The sequence below is a fragment of the Bradyrhizobium sp. BRP19 genome (assembly GCF_020194195.1).
Lineage (GTDB): Bacteria > Pseudomonadota > Alphaproteobacteria > Rhizobiales > Xanthobacteraceae > Bradyrhizobium > Bradyrhizobium yuanmingense.
Genome location: NZ_JADYVZ010000003.1, coordinates 380,937 through 402,524 on the forward strand (window position 1 = coordinate 380,937; position 21,588 = coordinate 402,524).

The 21,588-nt window shown below is 64.8% G+C and carries 18 protein-coding genes; 4 read left to right on the top strand and 14 right to left on the bottom strand.

The window, feature by feature from the left end; translation table 11 throughout:
* Window positions 1-123: 123 nt before the first annotated feature.
* From I6F36_RS12090 to I6F36_RS12100, 3 genes are all read left to right on the top strand, one after another.
* Window positions 124-1,614 (top strand): hypothetical protein, encoded by a 1,491-nt coding sequence (locus I6F36_RS12090; RefSeq protein WP_225171492.1) that lies wholly within the window; start codon window positions 124-126, stop codon window positions 1,612-1,614.
* Window positions 1,615-1,724: 110 nt separating this feature from the next.
* The gene (locus I6F36_RS12095) at window positions 1,725-3,221 is read left to right on the top strand and encodes a hypothetical protein (RefSeq protein WP_225171493.1); all 1,497 of its coding nucleotides are present in this window, start codon (window positions 1,725-1,727) and stop codon (window positions 3,219-3,221) included.
* Between the two features lie 64 nt (window positions 3,222-3,285).
* The gene (locus I6F36_RS12100) at window positions 3,286-4,281 is read left to right on the top strand and encodes a glycosyltransferase family 2 protein (protein ID WP_225171494.1); all 996 of its coding nucleotides are present in this window, start codon (window positions 3,286-3,288) and stop codon (window positions 4,279-4,281) included.
* A 64-nt stretch (window positions 4,282-4,345) separates the two neighbouring features.
* Here I6F36_RS12100 and I6F36_RS12105 read toward each other — a convergent pair whose 3' ends face one another.
* From I6F36_RS12105 to tolQ, 14 genes are all read right to left on the bottom strand, one after another.
* Window positions 4,346-5,785: a hypothetical protein gene (locus I6F36_RS12105; RefSeq protein ID WP_109142505.1), complete on the bottom strand. Its 1,440-nt coding sequence runs from the start codon at window positions 5,783-5,785 to the stop codon at window positions 4,346-4,348.
* A 121-nt stretch (window positions 5,786-5,906) separates the two neighbouring features.
* Window positions 5,907-7,139: an APC family permease gene (locus I6F36_RS12110; RefSeq protein ID WP_225171495.1), complete on the bottom strand. Its 1,233-nt coding sequence runs from the start codon at window positions 7,137-7,139 to the stop codon at window positions 5,907-5,909.
* Between the two features lie 9 nt (window positions 7,140-7,148).
* Complete coding sequence (locus I6F36_RS12115) at window positions 7,149-7,988, bottom strand: universal stress protein (RefSeq protein WP_225171496.1); 840 nt, start codon at window positions 7,986-7,988, stop codon at window positions 7,149-7,151.
* Window positions 7,989-8,239: 251 nt separating this feature from the next.
* Window positions 8,240-10,162 (bottom strand): ATP-dependent zinc metalloprotease FtsH, encoded by a 1,923-nt coding sequence (gene ftsH / locus I6F36_RS12120; RefSeq protein WP_035998585.1) that lies wholly within the window; start codon window positions 10,160-10,162, stop codon window positions 8,240-8,242.
* A 276-nt stretch (window positions 10,163-10,438) separates the two neighbouring features.
* Complete coding sequence (gene tilS, locus I6F36_RS12125) at window positions 10,439-11,494, bottom strand: tRNA lysidine(34) synthetase TilS (protein ID WP_035998583.1); 1,056 nt, start codon at window positions 11,492-11,494, stop codon at window positions 10,439-10,441.
* Between the two features lie 66 nt (window positions 11,495-11,560).
* Complete coding sequence (gene ybgF / locus I6F36_RS12130; RefSeq protein ID WP_109142503.1) at window positions 11,561-12,643, bottom strand: tol-pal system protein YbgF; 1,083 nt, start codon at window positions 12,641-12,643, stop codon at window positions 11,561-11,563.
* A gap of 207 nt (window positions 12,644-12,850) precedes the next feature.
* Entirely contained in the window at window positions 12,851-13,339 is a 489-nt protein-coding gene (gene pal / locus I6F36_RS12135) for a peptidoglycan-associated lipoprotein Pal (RefSeq protein ID WP_035998574.1), read from the bottom strand.
* Between the two features lie 244 nt (window positions 13,340-13,583).
* Window positions 13,584-14,345: a hypothetical protein gene (locus I6F36_RS12140; protein ID WP_035998571.1), complete on the bottom strand. Its 762-nt coding sequence runs from the start codon at window positions 14,343-14,345 to the stop codon at window positions 13,584-13,586.
* A 167-nt stretch (window positions 14,346-14,512) separates the two neighbouring features.
* Entirely contained in the window at window positions 14,513-16,834 is a 2,322-nt protein-coding gene (locus I6F36_RS12145; protein WP_036021865.1) for a bifunctional diguanylate cyclase/phosphodiesterase, read from the bottom strand.
* A 36-nt stretch (window positions 16,835-16,870) separates the two neighbouring features.
* Window positions 16,871-17,014, bottom strand: a complete 144-nt coding sequence (locus tag I6F36_RS12150) for a hypothetical protein (RefSeq protein ID WP_193760487.1) — start codon at window positions 17,012-17,014, stop codon at window positions 16,871-16,873.
* A gap of 78 nt (window positions 17,015-17,092) precedes the next feature.
* Window positions 17,093-18,439: a Tol-Pal system beta propeller repeat protein TolB gene (gene tolB, locus I6F36_RS12155; RefSeq protein WP_225171497.1), complete on the bottom strand. Its 1,347-nt coding sequence runs from the start codon at window positions 18,437-18,439 to the stop codon at window positions 17,093-17,095.
* Window positions 18,440-18,469: 30 nt separating this feature from the next.
* Entirely contained in the window at window positions 18,470-19,429 is a 960-nt protein-coding gene (locus tag I6F36_RS12160; RefSeq protein ID WP_225171498.1) for a protein TolA, read from the bottom strand.
* Between the two features lie 4 nt (window positions 19,430-19,433).
* Window positions 19,434-19,886, bottom strand: a complete 453-nt coding sequence (tolR, locus tag I6F36_RS12165) for a protein TolR (protein ID WP_036021864.1) — start codon at window positions 19,884-19,886, stop codon at window positions 19,434-19,436.
* Window positions 19,887-19,929: 43 nt separating this feature from the next.
* A complete protein-coding gene (gene tolQ / locus I6F36_RS12170; protein ID WP_008546343.1) occupies window positions 19,930-20,646 on the bottom strand; it encodes a protein TolQ in 717 nt (238 codons plus the stop codon).
* Window positions 20,647-21,067: 421 nt separating this feature from the next.
* On the opposite strand from tolQ, the gene I6F36_RS12175 reads away from it, so the two are divergent.
* Window positions 21,068-21,586 (top strand): DUF2231 domain-containing protein, encoded by a 519-nt coding sequence (locus I6F36_RS12175; protein ID WP_035998550.1) that lies wholly within the window; start codon window positions 21,068-21,070, stop codon window positions 21,584-21,586.
* Window positions 21,587-21,588 lie beyond the last annotated feature (2 nt).

Below are 21,588 nucleotides of genomic sequence, written 5' to 3' on the forward strand. Positions count from 1 at the left end.
CAATCCGTTAAATTGTAAGCATCTGACGCCGGCCTGGCGCGGCCGGTTTACCCGAAGTTATGACCGGCGTGGTCCAATGCCGCCCGCTCGGGCCGGCAAGAACAACCAGGACGACGAGACGGCATGTCCCTTTCCTTCGCCAACAGCATCGCGGTGCAGGGCCGCGCGCGTGCCCTGGTGCCGTTGTGCGTCGGCGCCGGCGCCTATCTGTTCTTCCTGTTCCTGGGCGACACGCTGCTTCAGGATTCCGACTCGTTCTGGCAGATCAAGATCGGGCAATGGATTCTCGATCACCGCGCCATGCCCATGATCGACTTCTATTCCTTCACGCGGACGGGCGCGCCGTGGATCTCGACGTCCTGGCTGTCGCAGGTCGCGTTCGCCTTCTCGCATGCGCACTGGGGCTGGGCAGGCCCCGTCATCCTCACCGCGGCCGCCGTCGCGCTCACCGTCGCGATCTTCGTCCATCTGCTCGAGGCGCATATCGGAGCCCCGCGCGCGGTGCTGTTCGCGATGCTGGCGCTGCTGCTGTCGATCCATCACGTGCTGGCGCGGCCGCATATTCTGGCGCTGCCGGTGATGGTGGCGTGGGTCGGCTTGCTGATGGCGGCTGCGAGCCGCCGGAGCGCGCCGTCCTGGACCTGGCTGCCGCTGATGGCGCTGTGGGCGAACCTGCACGGCGGCTTCGTGCTCGGGCTCGCGCTGATCGGCCCGATCTCGCTCGAAGCGGTCGAGCATGCCGGGAAGGGACGGCGGCTCGCCCTGTTCATGCGCTGGGTGCTGTTCGGGTTCGGGGCGCTGATCGCGAGCTGCTGCACGCCGTACGGCTGGCGAACGCTGCAGGGCGCGACCAACATCCTCAGCCTCGGCGAGCTGCTGACACTGATCGTCGAATGGATGCCGGCGAACTTCGCCACGTTCACCCCGTTCGAAGGCGCCCTGCTCGCCCTGATCGCATTCGGTTATTATCGCGGCCTGGTGCTGTCGGCACCCCGGATCTTCCTGATCCTCTTCCTGACCTGGAGCGCGCTGAGCCACGTCAGGAGCATCGACGCATTTGCATTCCTGGTGCCGCTGGTGCTGGCAAAGCCGCTCGGCGAGATGTTCCCGCAGCCGGCGCTTGAGCCCGCCGGTGCCGACAGCTGGCCGGGCCGCTATGTCACGGCGCTCGGCGCGCTGATGATCGTGGCGGCAAGCTGGACCTCGACCTCGCTCTATCTGGGGCACCACCGCTTCACCTTCACGATGACGCAGACGCCGGTCGCGGCGGTCGACCTGCTCGAGCAACGCAAGGTGCAGCGCGTCTTCAACGCCTACCAGTTCGGCGGCTATCTGATCTCGCGCGATATCCCTGTTTTCGTCGACGGCCGCGCCGAGCTCTACGGCGAGAAATTCATCATGGACTTCTTCAAGGCGACCGAGGGCAAGAAGCCCGAGCTGCTGCCACGCCTGCTCGACGAGCACAAGATCGATGCGACGCTGCTGGGCGCGGATGCGCCGGGCCCGCAGATCCTCGACCAGCTCAAGGGCTGGAAGCGGATCTATGCGGACGACATCGCCGTGATCCACGTGCGCGACGCCGCAGACGGCGCGACCGCGGCGCCTTCGAAGTGACGACCCGCTCCAGCGCGCGTCTTCGACCTCAGCAACTTCATCAGATGGTTCCTTCCAGCAAGCCGATCCTGACAGATCCGGCGCGTTCCGCCCCGGACCGAGCCGTAGCGATGATCGTGCTTGCGATGCTGGCTGTGGTCTCGTTTATTCCGGTGCTACTGGCGCCCATTCCGGCGATGGTCGATTATCCCAATCACCTCGCCCGCATGTCTGTTCTGAGCCAGAACGGCACCGCGGGTGCAAATCCGTATTACGAGGTGAGGTGGGCCTTCTATCCCAACCTCGGAATGGACCTGCTGGTCCCGCAGCTGGCGCGCCTGATGAGCGTCGAGAACGCGACGCGGCTGTTTCTGTTGCTGAGCCAATGCCTGATCGTCACCGGTGCGCTTCTGCTCGAATGGGTCAGGAAGGGACGCATCCATCTCGCCGGTTTCGCCGCGCTCGCTTTCCTCTATTGCCTGCCGTTCAGCTGGGGTTTCGTGAACTTCGAGTTCGGGCTCGGCCTCGCGCTCTGGGGCATCGCCGTCTATCTGATGCTGGCGGAAGGCCCCTGGCCGCTGCGCTTCATGGCCAATCTGATCTTCGTCGCCGCGCTCTATGTGGCGCATTTCTTTTCGCTCGGCATCTATGGCGCAACGCTCGGCCTTTTCGAGCTGTCGCGCGTCCGCCAAGGGCGGGTCGCGTATTCCGTCGCGGCCGCGCGGCTTGGCGCGCTAGCCCTACCGGCGCTTGCGCTGCTTGCGATCATGCATGTCACGGCAGGCGCGATCGGAAGCCAAGGCAATGACTGGTTCCTCGCATTCAAGCCGGTCTGGCCGCTCCGCATCATGAACGGTTACAATCTGACGGCCGCGGCGGTGACGGGGCTGACCCTCATGACCGCGTTGCTGTTCGCCGCAAGGCGCGGCTTGCTCAGGCTCGAGCCCGCCGGGATTTGGATCGCGCTCGGTCTTGCGCTCCTGTACGTGGCCATTCCCTCGAGGCTGTTCGGGACTTCTTTCGCCGACCTCCGCGTGTTTCCTGCTGCGGCGCTGATCCTGCCGGCGTTCTGCTCGCTGTCGCTGCCAAGCCGGGCTTGGCGGATGGCTGCACTCGCTGCGATCAGCGGCATCACGCTGATCAATCTCGCCGTTGTCTTCACGGTATGGCTGCCCTACCGCACTGACTACGCGGCCATTGTCGAGTCGTTCCGCAAGGTCGAACGTGGCTCGCGCGTCCTCGTCAGCAATGCGGACGAAGCTGGCGACCCGCCCTTCGCCGATCTCACGGCGTATCCGATGTATTATGCGCCAACGCTGGCGGTGCACTATGCTAATGCGTTCGTGCCCAATCTCTTCACGGAGGCGGGCAAGCAGCCTGTTCGGGCCGTCGAGGCCGTGCGCCATCTTGCCACTCCGGATGGCGGACTGGTGTCCTCAGGCCTGCTCACCGCGATAGCAGCGGGCCACCCGCCGGCGGACTCGCCGCGCTTTGTCCGCACCTGGTACCGGGATTTCGACTACCTCTATGTGCTGGGACCGCGGGCCGCAAACCCGCTGCCGGATCTGCTGGAACTATTGGAGACCTCGGATCGGTTCGTGCTCTACAGGATTCGCCGCAAGTCCTGAGAAAGGCGACCTTAACCACCTGCCCATAAACTTCCGTCCCTGCAACCCAGCTGGACTCCTTCGCATGGCGGCCAATTCCGGACCGATCCGCTACAGCCTCGTCATTCCCGTCTTCAACGAGGAAGCCGTACTGCCGATATTGTTACGCCGGCTCGACTTCCTGCTGTCCCGGCTCGACGGGCCGGCAGAGGCGATTTTCGTCGACGACGGCAGCAGCGATTCCAGCTCGATCGTGCTACAGGCACTTGCTGTGCGCGACGCCCGCTTTCGCTATATCGGCCTGTCGCGGAATTTCGGCCATCAAGTCGCCATCACCGCCGGCATGGACGCCGCGCAGGGCGACGCGATCATCGTCATGGACGCCGATCTGCAGGATCCGCCCGAAGTGATCGAGCAATTGATCGCAAAATGGCATGAAGGCAATGACGTCGTCCACGCCCGCCGCCTGTCGCGCGAGGGCGAAAGCCGATTCAAGCGCGCGACCGCACACCTGTTCTACCGGCTGCTCGGCAAGATGTCCTCCGTCGGCATCCCCGCCGACGTCGGTGACTTCCGCCTGATCGATCGCAAGGTGCTGGACGCGCTCAGGCAGATGCCGGAGCAGGATCGCTTCGTACGCGGCATGATCGCCTGGCTCGGCTTCCGCCAGGCCGAGGTCACCTTCCATCGCCTCGAGCGCGCCGCGGGCGAGACCAAGTACCCCCTGTTCAAGATGATCCGCCTAGCGGTGAACGCCGCGCTCGGCTTTTCTGATCTGCCCTTGCGCCTGGCGATCTGGTGCGGATTGACCGTCTCGGCATTCGCTCTGCTCTACGGCGGCTGGGTCGTCGTGATGTGGCTGAGCAACGACGCTCATCTCGTGACCGGCTGGTCCTCGACCATCGTCCTCCTCTCGCTGTTGTGTGGAATGAACATGCTGATGACGGGGATCGTGGGCCTTTACGTCGGCCGCATCCATGCCGAAGTAAAGCGCCGTCCACTGTACGTGGTCCAGAAGCGAGCCGGCTTCGATCGCAACGAGGCGGCGACCCTACCCGCCAAGCACGCAATCAACGAGTGATCCGCCGCAATCACCTCGGACGTGAGGCCAACACCTGGTCTTCGATGATGCTGCCGAGCTGTTGTTACTGCATCTCCCGACGCTTGTGGACGACCGCCACATCGTCGCTGTACACGCGCTGCCAGTGCGGCAACCGATCAAGCATCGCTGTGGCGGGCGTATTCGGTGCGAGCAGCGTCGCGCTGATCTTGTAGTCGTCGAGCAGCTTGAGAAAATCTCCGAGGTCAATCAGCGCCAGGGCGCGATTGTAGCGGTCGATGAACGGTCCGCCGAACAGTTCCGCGCGGCCGTCGATGAAGGTTGGAATGCCGGCAAAGACCAAATAGCCGCCGAAGGAATAATCGTTGAGCAGCGGCCCCGCCTTGGCGAGGTCGGCACGGGCGACCGCCGCCTCGGGGGTGATGAGGGGAGCCGGCCGGATGTCGCGCGCCAGCGCCAATCCACTCATCGCGGCCAAGATGCCGAATGCCGCCAGGTTCAAGCCACGCGAGGAGCGGTCGGTCTCGTTCCCGCTCGGCCCGCCGAACCTCCGGGCCAGCGGGGCCGCGAGGTAGAGCGGTGCCAGCATGGCCAGCAGATCCGCATTGCGCATCTGCGCCAGCGCGAAATGGAGCAAGCCGATCACCACGAGGGTCCGCACGATCGGCAGCGTGACGCCGCGCGAGAGCGCGAAGATGCCCCCCAGCAACAGCAGCTCGAAGCCGCCGATGCGGCTGAAATCCTGCGGCCGCCATTCCGCGATCCAGGCGAGCGCGGGACCGAGGCCGAGTGTCGTGATCGGCATCAGCAGCGGTTCCGGCCCATGCGGCGTCAGGCAGGATGCGGCGACGGCAAGCAGTGTGAATGGCACCCAGCGCAGCAGCACGCGTGGCCATTGGCTTCGCTCCTCGCGCAGCAGCGCCTCGAGCACCACGGGTCCAATCAAGCCAAGCGCCAGCACTCCGCTGCCGTGCAGATTGCCCCACACGACCAGCAGCGGCAGGGCCCAGTATGGTGGCGGCCTGCCGTGATCCATGCAACGCACCAGGGCAGCCGCCCAGATCACCATGATGGGCATCACGAGCACGTGTGGCCGCGCCAGCATGTGCGGCGCCGTCAGGATGACGGCCGCGATCACCATGACCAGCGTCTGGGTCGGCGACAGCTCGCGCAGCAGGAAGTATGTGAGCAGACCAAAGGCGAGTGCGATCGCCGCGGCCGCGACGACGACGACGCCGGACCAGCCTGACAGGACGTAGGCTCCGGCATAGATGACTTCCGACAGCCATTCGAACGTGATCCAGGGCGCGCCATGCTTCGAAAACGAAAATGGATCGCTCGTCGGCAGGGTCCCATGCGCCATGATCCAGCGCCCGAGCTCGACGTGAGAATAGCTGTCGGGATCTCCGAGCAGCTTCGGGCCGACAGCCAGCAACACAGCGTAGACGGCGAGCCCCACAGCCCAAGGGAGCACTGCACGCGCCGAAAACGGTTGAACCGCGCTGGAGACGACCTGATCAGTCATGGCGGGCCAAGCTAGGCCTTAATTGTTAAGGTGTTCTTTAATGTTTCACCGATCGCGCGTGCGGAAGCGAGAGAACCGCCATCGCAACGTCCGGGTCCTCCGCCGAAACGCCACGCGGGCGCTATCGCACGAGATCGATCAGGAGCAACGCGGCGCTTGTGAACAGTCCTGCGATCGGCACCCAAATGGGCACGAAGAACACGCCGGCGGGAGGCTTGGATTCTCTCGTCTTGATGCGAACAAGCGCCAGGTTGACCAGGACGAAGATCCCGAGCGTCAGGCGCGAGGTCCATTCGGCCAATCCGGTCAAGGGAATGCCGAGGGCGAGGATCAGGATGGCGCCCACGCCGAAGAGGGTTGCAACCACCGGCGCGCCGCTTCTGGCGTTCACCCGGGCCAGAAAGGCCGGAAGGCTGCCTTGGTCCGCAAGCCCGTACAGCACACGTCCGATCATCAGCATGTGAACGATGATCCCGTTGACCGTCGCAACGATCGCGATGACGCTCAACACCGAGAGGGGAAGACCGGTCAGCCGCTGAAACACCAAAGCAAGCGGAGCCGAGGCGTGCGCGAGTTCGGCCGGGGGCACCGCGACCACCGCAACCCAGACGACGATCATGTAGAGGAGCGCCGTCACGCCGAGGGTGATGAAGAGCGCCCAAGGCAGCGTTTGGGACGGATTCTTCATTTCCTCGGAGATGTTCACGAGGTGCTCGAACCCGATGAATGCAAACACGGCGAGCAGCGATGTCTGTGCGATCCCGGTCCACGCTGCTTTATCGTTCAGGGGAGCCAACAGTTCGGGCAGCCGGGAGACCAGGGCGTCGCCCTCAAACAGCCCGGCTCCGACAATGAGGACCAATCCTCCGATCTCCACGACCGTCATCAAGCCGGCGAAGCTGATGGACTGAACCGCGGACAGGCAGGCGATCGCTCCCATCGCGAGCACAACGCCGGCGATGATCCAGCTGGCAGGCAGCGGCAGGAACACGCTGATATAGCCGGCGCTCCCCACGGTGATGGTCGCGCCGGAAATCGTCGCTGCAGCCACCACGAGCAACCCTGTGGCACCGCTGAGCCATTTTCGATGAAACGCGGCCTGGACATAGGCGGCCTCGCTCGCCGCGACCGGCAGTCGCGTGCCCAGTTCGGCAAAGCTCCCGGCCGTCACGCCCATCACGACCGCGGCAACGAGGAACGCCAGAGGTGCATGCATTCCGCTCCGGGCAGCGGCCGCGCCCACCAGGACGTAGATGCCGGCGCCGATCGTCACGCCGAGCCCATAGAGGACCGCGTGCGTGAGCGTCAGCGATCTGACCAGTTTCGTAGACCCGAGCGGCGCCACCTCCTGCATCACCAAGCGTCAATGCGAAAACAGGATCGGCACCGGCGGCTTGGACAGCAGGCCCCTGGTCGCGCCGCCGAGCACGAATTCCCGCCACCTCGGCGTTCCGTACGCGCCCATCACGAGGACGTCGATGCCGTGGGACAGCACGTAAGATGTGAGGACCTCGTCGATCGGCTTGCTCTTGGCATCGATCTCATCCAGCACGACCTCGATGCCATGACGAGCGAGGTTCTTCGCCAGTCCTCGGCCGGAATATCTGGAATCCAGGGGCTTTTCATTGGTGACAGTCACGAGGCGCACACTTCTTGCGCTTTCAAGCAAAGGAAGTGCGTCGGAAACCGCTCGCGCAGCGGTACGGCTGAAGTCCCAAGCCACGCAGATGGCATCGAGCCGCAACGGACGCGACCGCGGGCCGGTGGGCAGGATCAGCGTCGGCCTGCCGGATTCGAAGATCACCTCCTCGGCGTACCCCAGATCATGGGAGTCCGGCACCGCCATGATCGTGAGATCCCGAAGCCTTGCATAGTCAACCAGCAGCGCGGCCTCGCTGGCGGTTGCACAGTGCTCGAAGATGGTCTCATGCCGGACGCCGGATTTGTCAGCGGAGGCTTCGAATGCGGCAAGCAGGGCTTTCGCATTCTCGCGGCTCTTGGCGGCCTCGCGCGCAATAAGCGCGGGTATGTCCAGGATGACATCCCCGAGCAGGCTTGCGCGCACCTCCGCATGGACCTCGCAGGAAATGGCTGCGAGGTGCGCCCCCAGGGTGGCGGCCACCGAGACGGCATCGTCGATCACTGAAACCGGCGTCGGCTCCGGGTAGCTCGCCAGGGTCAACAGAACATCCTTGAAAGCCATGTGTGCCTCCTTTGACGAGTCGGAACCTAACGCTGTCGAGATGCTCCTTCTTGACCCACCGCAACCGATTCAGCCGGATGGCTGTGGCAAAACGGCCCAGGCTCGAACGATGCGCCGGAACAGAACGCTTTGGTTCGGCGGCGCCTGCCTTGCGGGAGGGGCCAGCGCAATGCCAGCTCGCGAAGCGCGCTCGGACAATAAAAAACGCGGCGTCACCGCCGCGTTTTTCGATTCTCAGCTGCCGCTTGGAATTACGCCTGCGGCTGCGGCTCGAGGCCGGGATCCGGATCGGGACGCGGGCGCGGCTTGCCGGCCGGGGGCACGGCGGAGGCGCGCGGTGTGGTCGGCTCGAGCACGGACTCACGGTTCGGCTTCTTGCCCTTGAGCAGGTCGACGATCTCGTCGCCGGTCAGCGTCTCGAACTCGAGCAGGCCCTTGGCCAGCGTCTCGAGATCGGCGCGCTTCTCGGTGAGGATGCGCGTCGCCTCCTTGTAGCCTTCCTCGACCAGACGCTTGATCTCGGAATCGATCTTCTGGACGGTGGCTTCGGAGGCGTTCTGCGTGCGCGACACCGACATGCCGAGGAAGACCTCGTCCTGGTTCTCGCCATAGGAGACGGTGCCGAGCTCTTCCGACAGGCCCCAGCGCGTCACCATCATGCGGGCCAGGCGCGTGGCCTGCTCGATGTCGGACGCCGCGCCCGAGGTCACCTTCTCGCGGCCGAAGATCAGCTCTTCGGCGACGCGGCCGCCCATCATGATGGCGAGGCGCGAGGTCATCTGCTCCAGCGACATCGACAGCTTGTCGCGCTCGGGCAGCTGCATGACCATGCCGAGCGCACGGCCGCGCGGGATGATGGTCGCCTTGTGGATCGGATCGGTCGCGGGCACGTTGAGGCCGACGATGGCGTGGCCGCCCTCGTGGTAGGCCGTGAGCAACTTCTCTTCCTCGGTCATGACGAGCGACTTGCGCTCGGCGCCCATCATCACCTTGTCCTTGGCCTCCTCGAACTCGGCCTGCGTCACCATCCGCTTGTTGCGGCGGGCGGCGGTCAAAGCGGCCTCGTTGACGAGGTTCATCAGGTCGGCGCCGGAGAAGCCCGGGGTGCCGCGCGCGATGGTCTTGAGATTGATATCGGGCGCCAGCGGAACCTTGCGAACATGCACCTTCAGGATCTGCTCGCGGCCGACGACGTCGGGGTTCGGCACCACGACCTGACGGTCGAAGCGGCCCGGACGCAGCAGCGCGGGATCGAGCACGTCGGGACGGTTGGTGGCGGCGATCAGGATCACGCCTTCGTTGGCCTCGAAGCCGTCCATCTCGACCAGCAGCTGGTTCAGCGTCTGCTCGCGCTCGTCATTGCCGCCGCCGAGACCGGCGCCACGGTGACGACCGACGGCATCGATTTCGTCGATGAAGATGATGCAGGGCGCATTCTTCTTGGCCTGCTCGAACATGTCGCGGACGCGGCTCGCGCCGACGCCGACGAACATCTCGACGAAGTCGGAACCGGAGATGGTGAAGAACGGCACGTTGGCTTCGCCCGCGACCGCACGCGCGATCAGGGTCTTACCGGTGCCGGGAGGGCCGACCAGCAGCACGCCGCGCGGAATGCGGCCGCCGAGGCGCTGGAATTTGCCGGGGTCGCGCAGGAACTCGACGATCTCCTGCAGGTCCTGCTTGGCTTCGTCGACGCCGGCGACGTCCTCGAAGGTGACGCGGCCATGGGCCTCCGTCAGCATCTTTGCACGCGACTTGCCGAAGCCCATCGCCTTGCCGGCGCCGCCCTGCATCTGCCGCGACAGGAAAATCCAGACGCCGATCAGCGCGATGAAGGGCAGCCAGGAGACCAAGAGCGAGACGAACCACGGCACGTTGTCGCCGGGCGGCTTCGCGGTGATCTGCACCTTGCTGTCATAGAGGCGCTTCACCAGCGTCGGGTCGTTCGGCGCGTAAGTCTGGAAGCTGGAGCCGTTGGTGAAGGTGCCGTGGATGTCCGGCCCCTGGATCACGACGTCGCGCACATTGCCGCGGTCAACTTCGCTCAGCAGCTGCGAGAAGGCGATGTCCTGCGAGGAGGCCCGCTGACCCGGATTCTGGAAGAGCGTGAACAACGCCAACAGCAGCAAGACAATGATGACCCAGAGGGCGAAATTGCGCAGATTGGCGTTCATCGATCTTCCTTCGTGGTCGCGCGGATCGCGGCCGTGATCCTTGGGCAGTTGATTTGGTCAATGCGAGGAAATCCCAAGGAATCCTCATCGTTAGACGGATACAATTTAGGTGCCGCCCCGGTCGCTGCCAAGGGAACGAGATGGGACTATTTATCCCATCTTAGCGCGATTCCCGCTGAAATCATGGCGTCCGAACCCGGGTTTTTCCTGCCTGGTTAAGGTGGCCTGACGGCACGGACGCGAATTGACCGGTGTCATGATCCGCTCTCGTCGCGCTCATCTGCCCTTGCGCCGCCGGGCCGGCGCCGGCGCGATCTGGATACGCCCGCCGGCAAGGCTGATCAAGGCTCCCGCGAGGGTCTGCTTCAGAACCGGCCGGCCATTTGCGGCTGCACCGGGGCCGGCGATCGCCCGATCAAGCACCGACATCAGGGTTTCGACCTTGCCGAGTTCCGCCGGCCCTTCATGGCCGAGCGCGTTGATGGCCCGCAGCAGGAGCCGCAGCCGCACCTCCTCCGGCAGGGCGGCAAAGGTTGCGGCCTCGAAGCTCCTGACACTCGCCTGCGGCGCATCGCCGCGATCCCGCAGGCGGAGGAAGCGCTCGGCGCCGTCGGCAAGCACCTCGACCGCCGCATTGGCCCGCGCCAGCCTTGCCGCGAGCCGCGCCAGATTTCTGGCGTCGCCGCCCTCGGCCGCGAGGAGCGGCAGCAGCGCGCGCAGCCGCGGCCGTGTGTAGGCGGTGTCCCGGTTGGTGGGATCCTCGGCAAAGCCGATCCTCGCCCGCCGCAAGGTCGCGATCAGCTGCGATTTCGGAACGTCGAGCAACGGACGCGCCAGCACGATTCCGTCGCGCTCGGTGAATGGAGCCATGGCCGAGAGTCCGGCAAGTCCGCTGCCGCGGAACAGGCGCATCAACAGGGTCTCGGCCTGGTCGTCGCGGGTGTGTGCCGTCAGCACATGGCTCGCGCCGGCGGCACGGGCGGCCTGTGCGAGCAGGCGGTAACGGGCCTCGCGCGCGGCGGCAGGCAGCCCCGTCTTCGGCTTTTCACCGCGCCAGCGCAAGGTCCGGTGCGGCAATCCGAGCGCCGCGGCGAGCCGCTTGACCTCGCGCGCCTCACGGGCGGCCTCCGGGCGCAGGCCGTGATCAATCGTGACGACCGTGATTTGCGGGCCTCGCGCGAGGCTGCGCTGCCAGCGCGCTGCAAGCCACATCAGCGCAACCGAGTCGGGCCCGCCGGAGACCGCGAGCACCAGCGCCGGGGCATCTCTCAGGCCCGCGAAGAGCCGCCTCGCCTCGCGCGCCGAGATCGGTGAATCGTCGTCGTCTGACATGACGCTGCAATCGTCCGCGGGAATGGACCGAATGTTTAGCGCAACGCCATCCGCTTTGTCAGCGGATCAGCACTTCACCCGCTTCTGCTCGCGATCGACGGCGGCTTTGACGCCGGCGGAGGCGCGAGGATATTTGCGGCCGATCTCGCCGAAGGCGGCGCAGGCGGCCTCCTTCTCCTTCAGCGCGGCGAGCGACTGGCCGAGCCGCAGCAGCGCATCCGGCGCCTTGGCCGATTTCTCGTATTTGGTGGTGACGGCGAGGAACGCTTCGGCGGAATCGCGATATTGCTGGCGCTGGAAATAGCTCTCGCCGAGCCAGTATTGCGCGTCGCCGACCAGCGGGTCGCTCGGAAATTTCTGCGTGAAGTTCTTCATGGTCTGCTCGGCCAGCGCGTAGTCCTTGCGCTGCATGTAGCCGATGCCGAGGTCGAACTCGTCGCGGGGCGTCGCCGACGGCGGCAGGGTGGCCAAGGCAGCGCCACCGGCCGGTGCGGGATAACCGGATTGTGCCGGCGGATAGCCGGGCTGCGCGGCCGGCGGCACACCTTGTTGGTAGCGCGGGCTGGTGTTGGCGAGATCGAGCGGCTCGCCCGCATTGCGGCCGCCGCCAGGCGTGACCGCCGGCATCGGCTGCTGCCCGCCGCCGAGTGCGCGCGGCGCGCCGGGTGCATTCGGGTTCTGGTTGGGGTCGAAGGCATCGCCGCGGCGGCGTGTGCCGGGAGCGCCGGGCGCCGGCTGCTCCTGAACGATCGGCGCGGGCGCGGCGATCTGCGGCTGCTCGTAGCTCGGCTGCGCGGCTTGCTGTTGCGGCGGCGGCTGGCGATAGCCGGGCGCGACCTGACCTGGTGCAATCTGGCTGGGTGCGATCTGCGCGGGCGGCATCGCCGCGACGTTGGGTGCCTGCCCGGGCGCCCCTTGCGCGCCGCCCTCAAGCGCCCGCAGGCGCTCTTCGAGCTGGCGGTTGCGATATTGCAGCTCCTCGTTCTGGCCGGTGAGCTGGCGCAGCCGGTTCTCCAGCCGCTCGATCCGCATCTCAGGGTCGACATCATCCGACTGCCCGTAGACCGATTGCGCAAGCGCGGGCGAGCACAAAGAGAGCAGCGCGGCGGTCGCCGCGGTACCGGTAAAAGCCTTAAATCTGGATGACATCTTGCCCTGACGACGAAAGCGAAATGGCCTGCGACGGAACCCTCGACGCGCCACACATCGAAGTGGAGTACGCCAAAAATGTGACTGATACCAAGGGGTTTTCAGTCACAGAATGCTGAAACGAAACCGGCGCCCGAGAGGGCGCCGGCATCATCCAATTGCAAAGCTGAACGGGGCCTGACTGACCACCGGGGACCTGACCGAGCGTCAGGAGCTGGCGTTCAGGACAGTGACGGCGCGGCGGTTCTGCGACCAGCAGGAGATGTCGTTACAGACGGCGACCGGCCGTTCCTTGCCGTAGGAGATCGTGCGCATGCGGTTCGGGTCGATGCCGCGCGAGGCGAGGAACGAACGGACCGACTGGGCACGGCGGGCGCCGAGCGCGATGTTGTATTCGCGGGTGCCGCGCTCGTCGGCATGACCTTCGATGGTGAAGGAGTAGCGCGGATAGGTCTGCAGCCACTGCGCCTGCTTCTCCAGGGTCACGATCGCCTGCGGGGTCAGATCGGTCTGGTCGCTTTCGAAGAACACGCGGTCGCCGACGTTGACGACGAAGTCCTGCTGGCTGCCGGGCGTCGCCGCATTGGCCATCGCATCCGTCGCGGCATTCTTGTTGGCGCAGGCGCCCATCGACAGCGCGACGGCGAGCACCGCGGCCAGCTTCAATCCCTGGAGGATACGCATAGGATGTCTCATTCCGGAGCCTCCACGCTCACGTTAGTCCACTGCTGTCCGGTCTACAGGGGGTTGGTTAAGCGAACGTTCCGTCAACCTTGACGGAACCTTGCCTCAGCCGGTCAAATGCCCCCAACCAGCGAAAAGCAAACGTCATGGTTAATGGGTTGTAAATGTGGCGCGAGGGTGAAGGCAAGCCGCGTCGGCCGGCAAAAGAGCCGGCACTTGCTGGAATTTTGGGCCGAAATGACCGGGGAGCGCCCGCCTAGACCGAACCGAGCGCTTGAGAGGCCACGTCCAGGGTCCGCGGCGTGGTGAGCAGAATCGGCCGCGTGGCGGCCTGGCGGGGGATGCTGCGTTCAAACAGCATGCGCCGCTCGAACGCGCTGGAGCGCATGATCGGAAAGCGCGCGAGCACCTTGTCCCGCTGCCGCCGGACGTCGGTGGCCATCAGGACCGCCTTCTTGGTGGGCCAGCCCGGAAAGCCCCGCGGCTCCGGCGAAATGGTCTCGTGCAGGAAGATGCGGCGATAGAACGCCTGATGATCGGTCCGGATCATGGCAAGACCGGTGTCGGCGTTGAAATGATCGCACGCGACAAAGGCGAGGCGGACGGTCAAATAGGGCAGCTCGGGAAAACGGTGGTGCTTGTCGGGATCTGCAACGAGCCGGCATGGATCGACAAAAACCTCGCCGCGATCGAGGCGGGGATGCAGGATGTCGCCGAACACCTCGGTGGTATAGGACATCCGCCATTCCGACGTCAGCAGATGGATGCGGACGGAGCTGCAAAGCTCTCCGTCAACATAGACCCCGAAATTCCAGGTGTTGGGCGTTTCGTCGAAACGATCGCTGACGCGCAGCGAAGGTGATGGCTCGATCAGACCGGCCTGCAGATACGCGCGGTAGCGCATCAGATACAGGTTGTCCTTGTCCTCGGGCGTTTCGATGAGCCGATAATCGATGCGGTCAAACAACGCGGCGCCTCGTGGAAGGAGCGCCGTGTTCGGTTCGGCTCCGGACTTCATCTGCAACCTCTGACTCCAAGCAACTTCCACGAGTAGCCAGACCTTAATGGTTCCTTAACGGAATTGCAAAGCTATAGAATCGTTAGGGTTAACCTTTGCGAGCCCGCAAGACTACGGTGCACACGGGAGCCGATTGCGAGAGTGGAGCTGCCGGGAAGGGATCGGGCCTATCGCGACGACACGAGGGCGAGCTGGTCGTCGGGCACGCGACGACCATGCGAGGCGTTGAGCAATTGCCGGATCCGCACCGCCGGTACGGGCCGGCTGAACAGGTAGCCCTGCCCTTCGGTCACGGTGCCGTCGGCGCTGATCAGCTCGAGCTGCTCGTTGGTCTCGATGCCTTCGACCACGACGGCCATGCCGAGGTCGGCGGACAGCCGCGCGACACCGCGCAGCAGCGTCAGCGGCCGGTCGGAATCGATGCCTTCGAGGAAGGAGCGATCGATCTTCACCTTCTGCATCGGGAAATTGTGCAGGTAGCTGAGGCTGGAGTAGCCGGTGCCGAAATCGTCGAGCGAGATGCGCACGCCGAGCGCATGCAATTGCGACAGGATGTCGTGGGTGAGCTGGGTGTTGCGCAGCAGCGAGGACTCGGTGATCTCGATCTCCAGACGATGCGCCGGCAGGCCCGACACTTCGAGCGCGTAGCGGATTTCGCTCAGGACGTCGCGCTGGTGGAATTGCTGCGGCGAGAAGTTGACGGCGACGCTGACACCCTCCGGCCACTTCATGCATTCCATGCAGGCGCGGCGCAGGATCCAGCGGCCGAGATCGACGATCAGGCCCATGTCCTCGGCGACCGGGATGATGTCGACCGGCGAGACCGTGCCGCGCACCGGATGATTCCAGCGCAGCAGCGCTTCGCAGGTGGTGATCTTGCCGGACCTCAGATTGACCAGGGGCTGGAAGAACAGCTCGAATTCCTCGTTGGCGAGCGCCTTGCGCAGGTCGAGCTCGAGGATGCGGCGCGCCTCGACGGTCGCGGCCATCTCGTCGCGGAAGAAACAATAGGTGCCGCGGCCGTCGGCTTTGGCGCGGTACAGCGCCATGTCGGCGTTCTTGAGCAGCGTGTCGGCGCTGGTGCCCTCCGGCGAGGTCAGCGCGATGCCGACGCTGGCGCCGATCTCGACCAGATGATTGTCGATGCGGTACCGCTCGCTCAACCGCTCGACGATGCGGCGGGCGAGTGCCGCGGCATCCTCGGGCGACGTGAGGTTCTGCTGGAACACGACGAACTCGTCGCCGCCGAACCGGGCGACGAAATCCTCGGGGCGCAGCATCTCGCGCAGGCGGTTGGCGACGGCGCACAGGAGCTGGTCGCCGCAGGGATGGCCCAGCGTGTCGTTGACCTGCTTGAACTGGTCGAGGTCGATGAACAGCAGCGCGGAGAGCTGCGCCGCATCGTGGGAGACAGCCAGCAGGTGCTCGATCTGGTCGCGGAAGTTGACCCTGTTCGGCAACGCCGTCAGGTCGTCGTATCGCGCAAGATGGGTGATCTTGGCCTCGGCGTTGCGCCGCTCGGTGATGTCCTCGAGCAGCAGCACCGCCCCTCCGTCCGCCATCGGCTGAACGGTCCAGCACAGCGACCGATTTCGCTCCAGGTTCGCCTCGGCGGTGATGATCTCCTTCTCCCGCGAACTTTCGATGCCGGCGACGATATGCTCGCCGTCCGCGCTCGAGATGGATCTTGCCTGCACGCATGCCGCGATGATGTCGCGCGCGCTGGCGCCGCTCCGAGGCAGATGGTCGGGCAGGTTCATCATCGCCGCGAAGCGGTGATTCATCACCGCGAGCTGGCCATCGCGATGGAACATGCAAAGACCGTGCGGCATGTTGTTGAGGGCGGTATCGAACTGGCCCGCAAGTGCGGCTTCGCGCTCGCGCGCCACCACGGCGCCCATGAAGATCCGGTGCAAGTTGACCGAGAGCTGCATGATCGCCAGCAGGAAGGCCGCGCTCACAACGGCCATCGCGATGTAGTAGGGCGTGCCGCGCCACGCCAATGCCAGCACCGCCGGCGCGAAAATGAGCAGCGCCTGCAGATGGAAGATCGACGGTCGTCCGTACGCCCTTCCCGCTCCCCCTGCGGCAATGCCTGTCGTGACCGACAGGGCAATCATATGCGCGACCGCGTCGTCGGTGGCGAGCAGAGTCGTGCCGCACCAGATGCCGATCGCCGCGGCCTGGATCTTCGCGCCGATCTGATACCGCGCCTGCCAGCGTTTGGCCGCCTCCGCGGTCACGCTCGACTTGCGTCCCTGATAGCGACGCAAATCGATCGCCCGCACCGTTCCGGCCAAGACGAGCAGCGCCACGCACGCCCAAATCAGGGGCTCACCTGTCTTCAGCGCAGTCAGCGCAGCACCGATCGACACGAAGATGAGACCGGCCAGCAGCGGTCCGGGCGCTTCAAAGAGCGAATCGATCTGCGCCGCCGGATTGACCGGCGGCGGCTGCCCCTGCTCTCCGCTCTGGCTTGCGAACTGCATTTTGGTTTGTACGCGCGTCCTGTTCAGCGCGTAGTCTTACCCAGCCGAGATGAAGCTTTTCTGAGGGAACATCGTTAAAGTCGGGTTGTTTTTCGGCAATAGCGAAATGATTTCTGCTGGAATATCAAGCAGGTAGGCAAGCCTTGCCGGGCGCAAGGTGAAGGAAGTGTTGCCGTTCACGGCAAACTCGGAAAAAATCGGCGCGGTTTTTCGAAAACATCGCGCGTCTGAACGCGCGATGTTTCAACTGCGCCGTTGTCAGCCCGAGGTCGAGGACAACAGCGGCGACCATGCCGGGTCCGAGGCAAAGCCCGGCGTCGGCACCTTCAATTCGTTGCGGCCGGAGATGTCGACCGAGTACAGCGACGGCCCGCCATTGCCGCCGGGATCGCGGAAGAACATCAGCACGCGGCCGTTCGGCGAGAAGGTCGGGCCTTCGTTGTGAAAGCCGGAGGTGAGCAGCCGCTCGCCCGAGCCGTCGGGCTTCATGACGCCGATCGCGAACTGCCCGCCGCCCTGCCGGGTGAAGGCGATGTAGTCGCCCTTCGGCGACCACACCGGCGTCGAATAGCTGGCGTTGGTGTCATCCTTGGAGAAGGAGATGCGCTGCGCCTGTCCGCCGCCCGCACTCATCACGTAGATCTGCGACCTGCCGCCACGATCGGACTCGAAGCAGATGCGGCTGCCATCGGGCGAATAGGACGGCGAGGTGTCGATCGCCGGCGTGTCGGTGAGACGCGTGGTCGAACGCGAGCGCAGATCCATCACGAACAGGTTGGAATTGCCGCCCTGCTGCAGGCTCATGATGACGCGCTGGCCGTCCGGCGAGAAGCGCGGCGCAAAGGTCATGCCGGGGAAGTTGCCGACGATCTCGCGCTGGCCGGTCTCGATGTTGTAGAGATAGACCTTCGGATCACCCTGGCCGAACTCCATGTAGGTGATCTCTTGCGAGTTCGGCGAGAAGCGCGGGGTCAGCACGAGGTCGGAGCCGCGGGTCAGATAGCGCACATTGGCGCCGTCCTGGTCCATGATCGCGAGCCGCTTGACGCGGCGCTCCTTCGGCCCGGTCTCGTCGACGAACACGACTCGGCTGTCGAAATAGCCCTTCTCGCCGGTCAACTTCTCATAGATCTGATCGGAGATGATGTGGGCGATGCGGCGCCAATATTCCGGCGAGGTGAAATATTGCTGGCCCGCGAGCTGCTGTCCGGAGAGGACGTCCCACAGGCGGAATTCGGCCTTCAGGCGGCCGTCCGGCTGCCGCGTCATGCGACCGGTGACCAAAGCCTGCGCGTTGATGGTCTTCCAGTTCTCGAATTGCGGCGCGACGTCGATGTTGCTGATGCGCTCAATGAAGGCGGCCTGGTCGATCGGCGCGAACAGGCCCGAGCGCTTCAGGTTGTTGGTGATGACCTGCGTGACACCGTTAGCGACGTCGCTGTCGGAGGGCGAGCCGGGCACGAAGTTGCTGATCGCGATCGAGATGGGCTGAAATCCGCCGGGACTGACTTGAAGTCGCCCCTGCGCTGTCGCGGCGCCTCCGGCCAGCAGGGTGACTGACGATCCCGCGGCCGCGATGAATCCACGTCGCGTCAGAAATGGCATCTTGTTCACCTGAGTTAATTCATGTCTCATCTACTGCTGATCTTTCATATCGAAAGTCAGCGCAATCGTTTTCCAAGTGTCGTACTGAGCTTTGGGCAAGAACGTGTAGGCCTGACACTGTTGGATCGCACGCTTGGCACTCTCCGCCATCGCATTTGCAATTGCCCGAGACGGTCCTCGAATCGCGACAATCACAGGCGCTGATGCGAGCGTGCCGTCGGGGCGCATCTGAATGTCTATGTCGGCCGTAAACTGATCCCTGTCCTGAGCATCATAAGGGAAATTGAAGCAGTGCTTGACGGCAGCGACGAAAGCTCCCTGCCAAGTCGCGACGTTGTTGGCGGCCGTCCCTGTCGCTGTGCCCAGCGAGGCTGATGCATTCAACGCCGAGCCGGTCTGCTCGTGCCGGGTCGCGGCGCGCTTGTCGAGGTCGCGCTGGATCTGCGCGGGGTCGAAGGTGCGCTCCTTGGGCTTGGGCTGCTGCTGCGGCTGCACCGCCGCGACCTTCTGCTCCACGGGCTTCGGCGGCGGCTTCTTGGTCTCCATCTTCTTCTGCAGCTCGGCGATCGGATCTTCCTTGGCCGGATCAGGCTTCTTTTCCTGCGGCTTCGGCTCTTCCTTCGGCTTGGCCTCCGCCACGGGCTTCGGCGGCTCCGGCTTCTTCTCCACCGGCTTCTCGACCGGCTTCGGCGGCGGCTCCGGCTGGGAGTTGGTCTTGATCAGCTCTTTCTTCTCGGTGACCTTGCCGACGGCGTCTTCCTCGGGCTTGGGCTCCGCGATCTTCTCGACCTTCGGCTTCGGCTCCTCCTTCTTGCCGGTCTTCTGCCCCGCCATCATCTTGGCGAGCTGATCGGAGGAGATGATGTCGATCGGAAGCGATTCCTGCGTAGCGATGTAGGCCTTGCTGCTGAAGGTGACGAGCCCCCATCCCAGCACGAGGACATGCAGGGCAATCGACGCAACGAGTGTCTTGTCGACGTTCACCTTCACGGCCTCAAGACCCCTGATCCGCTTCCGTGACGAGCGCCAGCTTCTTGAATCCGGCGCCCGAGAGCTGGCCCATCACCTTGGCCACGGTGCCGTAATCCGCCTTCTTGTCGGCGCGCAGATAGATGCGTTCCTCGAGGCCGCCGCGCGCATCGGTGATCGCCTTCAGCTTCGGGATCAGCTCGTTCAGCGCAATCTCGGTGTCGTTGATGAACACCTTGCCCTTGATGTCGACCGACATCTGGATCGGCTTCTGGTCGTTGTTTTCGAGGCTCTTGGCACTGGTCTGGGGCAGGTCGAGCGGGACGCCGACCGTCAACATCGGTGCCGACACCATGAAGATGATGAGCAGCACCAGCATGACGTCGACCATCGGCGTGACGTTGATCTCGGCCACAACCGGCTTGCGCCGGCCGCGGCGCCCGCCGCCGCCGGACGAACTCGCAACGTTCATGGCCATGATCGCGTGCCCAGATTGCCCTTCACACTATACATGCCGTCCGTCAGCCCCGCTCGTCGATCTGACGAGACAGAATGGCTGAAAATTCATCAGCAAAGCCCTCGAGCCGCTGGGCCTGCCGGTTCACCTCCGAGGTGAACTTATTGTAGAAAATAGTGGCAGGAATGGCGGCGATAAGGCCGACGGCGGTCGCAAACAGCGCCTCGGCGATACCGGGGGCGACCACCGCCAGAGAGGTATTTTTCGACGCCGCGATCGACTGGAAGCTCGACATGATGCCCCAGACCGTGCCGAACAGGCCGACGAAGGGGCCGGCGGAGCCGACGGTCGCCAGCACCAGAAGGCGCCGTTCCAGCCGCTCGACCTCGCGCGCGATCGAGACGTTCATCACCTTGTCGATGCGCATCTGCAGCCCTGCGACCGAGCGGGCATGGCTCTCGAACGAGCGCTTCCACTCGCGCATCGCCGCCACAAAGCACGCCGCCATTGAATGCGTCGGCTTGGCCGATAGCGTGCGATAGAGCTCCTCGATCGACTCGCCGGACCAGAACGCCTGCTCGAACCGGTCCATCGAGCGGCGCGTGCGCGCGTAGAGAAAGATCTTGTCGATGGCGATCGCCCAGACCCAGACCGAGCAGGCCAGAAGCCCCAGCATCACCGCTTTCACGATCCAGTGAGCCTGCCAGAACAGCGCGATCAGCGACACGTCGGCGGAGGCAGCAACCGGAAGGGCTGACTGAGCCAATTCGGCCGGATTCATAAGCAGTATCCTCTCAAGGCGATCGTTACCTAATGTCCTTCGGCCAGCAAATCGCGGCCGGTGTTCCCCAACAGCCGCGCTGGACCCGCGCGGCGGGCAAGCCCGCTCAAAGCCTTGTCTTTCTGGGGTGCAGGGCTCGTCCAAAGGCTCGTCAAAGCCGGCCGCCTGCATTCCCCGCCAAGATGTCAAAACTAAGGGGCCTCGACCCCAGGCCTTGACGTCGGGCTCCGGGCACGCCTGTCCGCACATACCAGAGCCCGCCGATGGTTAATGCGGGGTTACCGGCGGCGCATTTGGTTGCAGGAAAGACAGTCCGTGCAGGGGGATGGACCCCGGATCCCGTGTTCCGGACGCACCGGCCGGAGGAACCTGCTCTCGTGCCGAAAATTGTCCGGAAAATCACTCTCAGCGAGGTCCTGCCATGTCCATCAACCCCAAGACGACCGCCGCGATCGGCGATCACCCGCTCCACCCCATGCTGATTCCGTTCCCCGTCGCGTTCCTGGTCGGCGCTCCCATCGCCGATCTGGCCTTCATCGGAACCGGCGACGGTTTTTGGGCACGCGCCGCGATGTGGCTGATCGGCGCCGGCATCGTCATGGCGCTGGTTGCCGCCGCAGCCGGCTTCACCGACTTCTTCAGCGAGCCACGCATCCGCCGCCTGAACGATGCCTGGTACCACATGGTCGGCAATCTCGCGGCGGTGGTGCTGGCCCTTGTCAATTTCTATCTCCGCTACGCCCAAGGCGCGGAGGCGGCGATCAAGCCCTGGGGCGTCGTGCTGTCCCTGGTCGTGGTCGGCATCCTCCTGTTCACGGGATGGAAGGGCTGGGAAATGGTCTATCGCCACCACGTCGCGGTGCTGGATGCGCCGGGCCAGACCAGCTCGGAGCCGGTCAACCCGCATCATGGCGGCGAAAGCCACCGCCGCGCCGCCTGAGC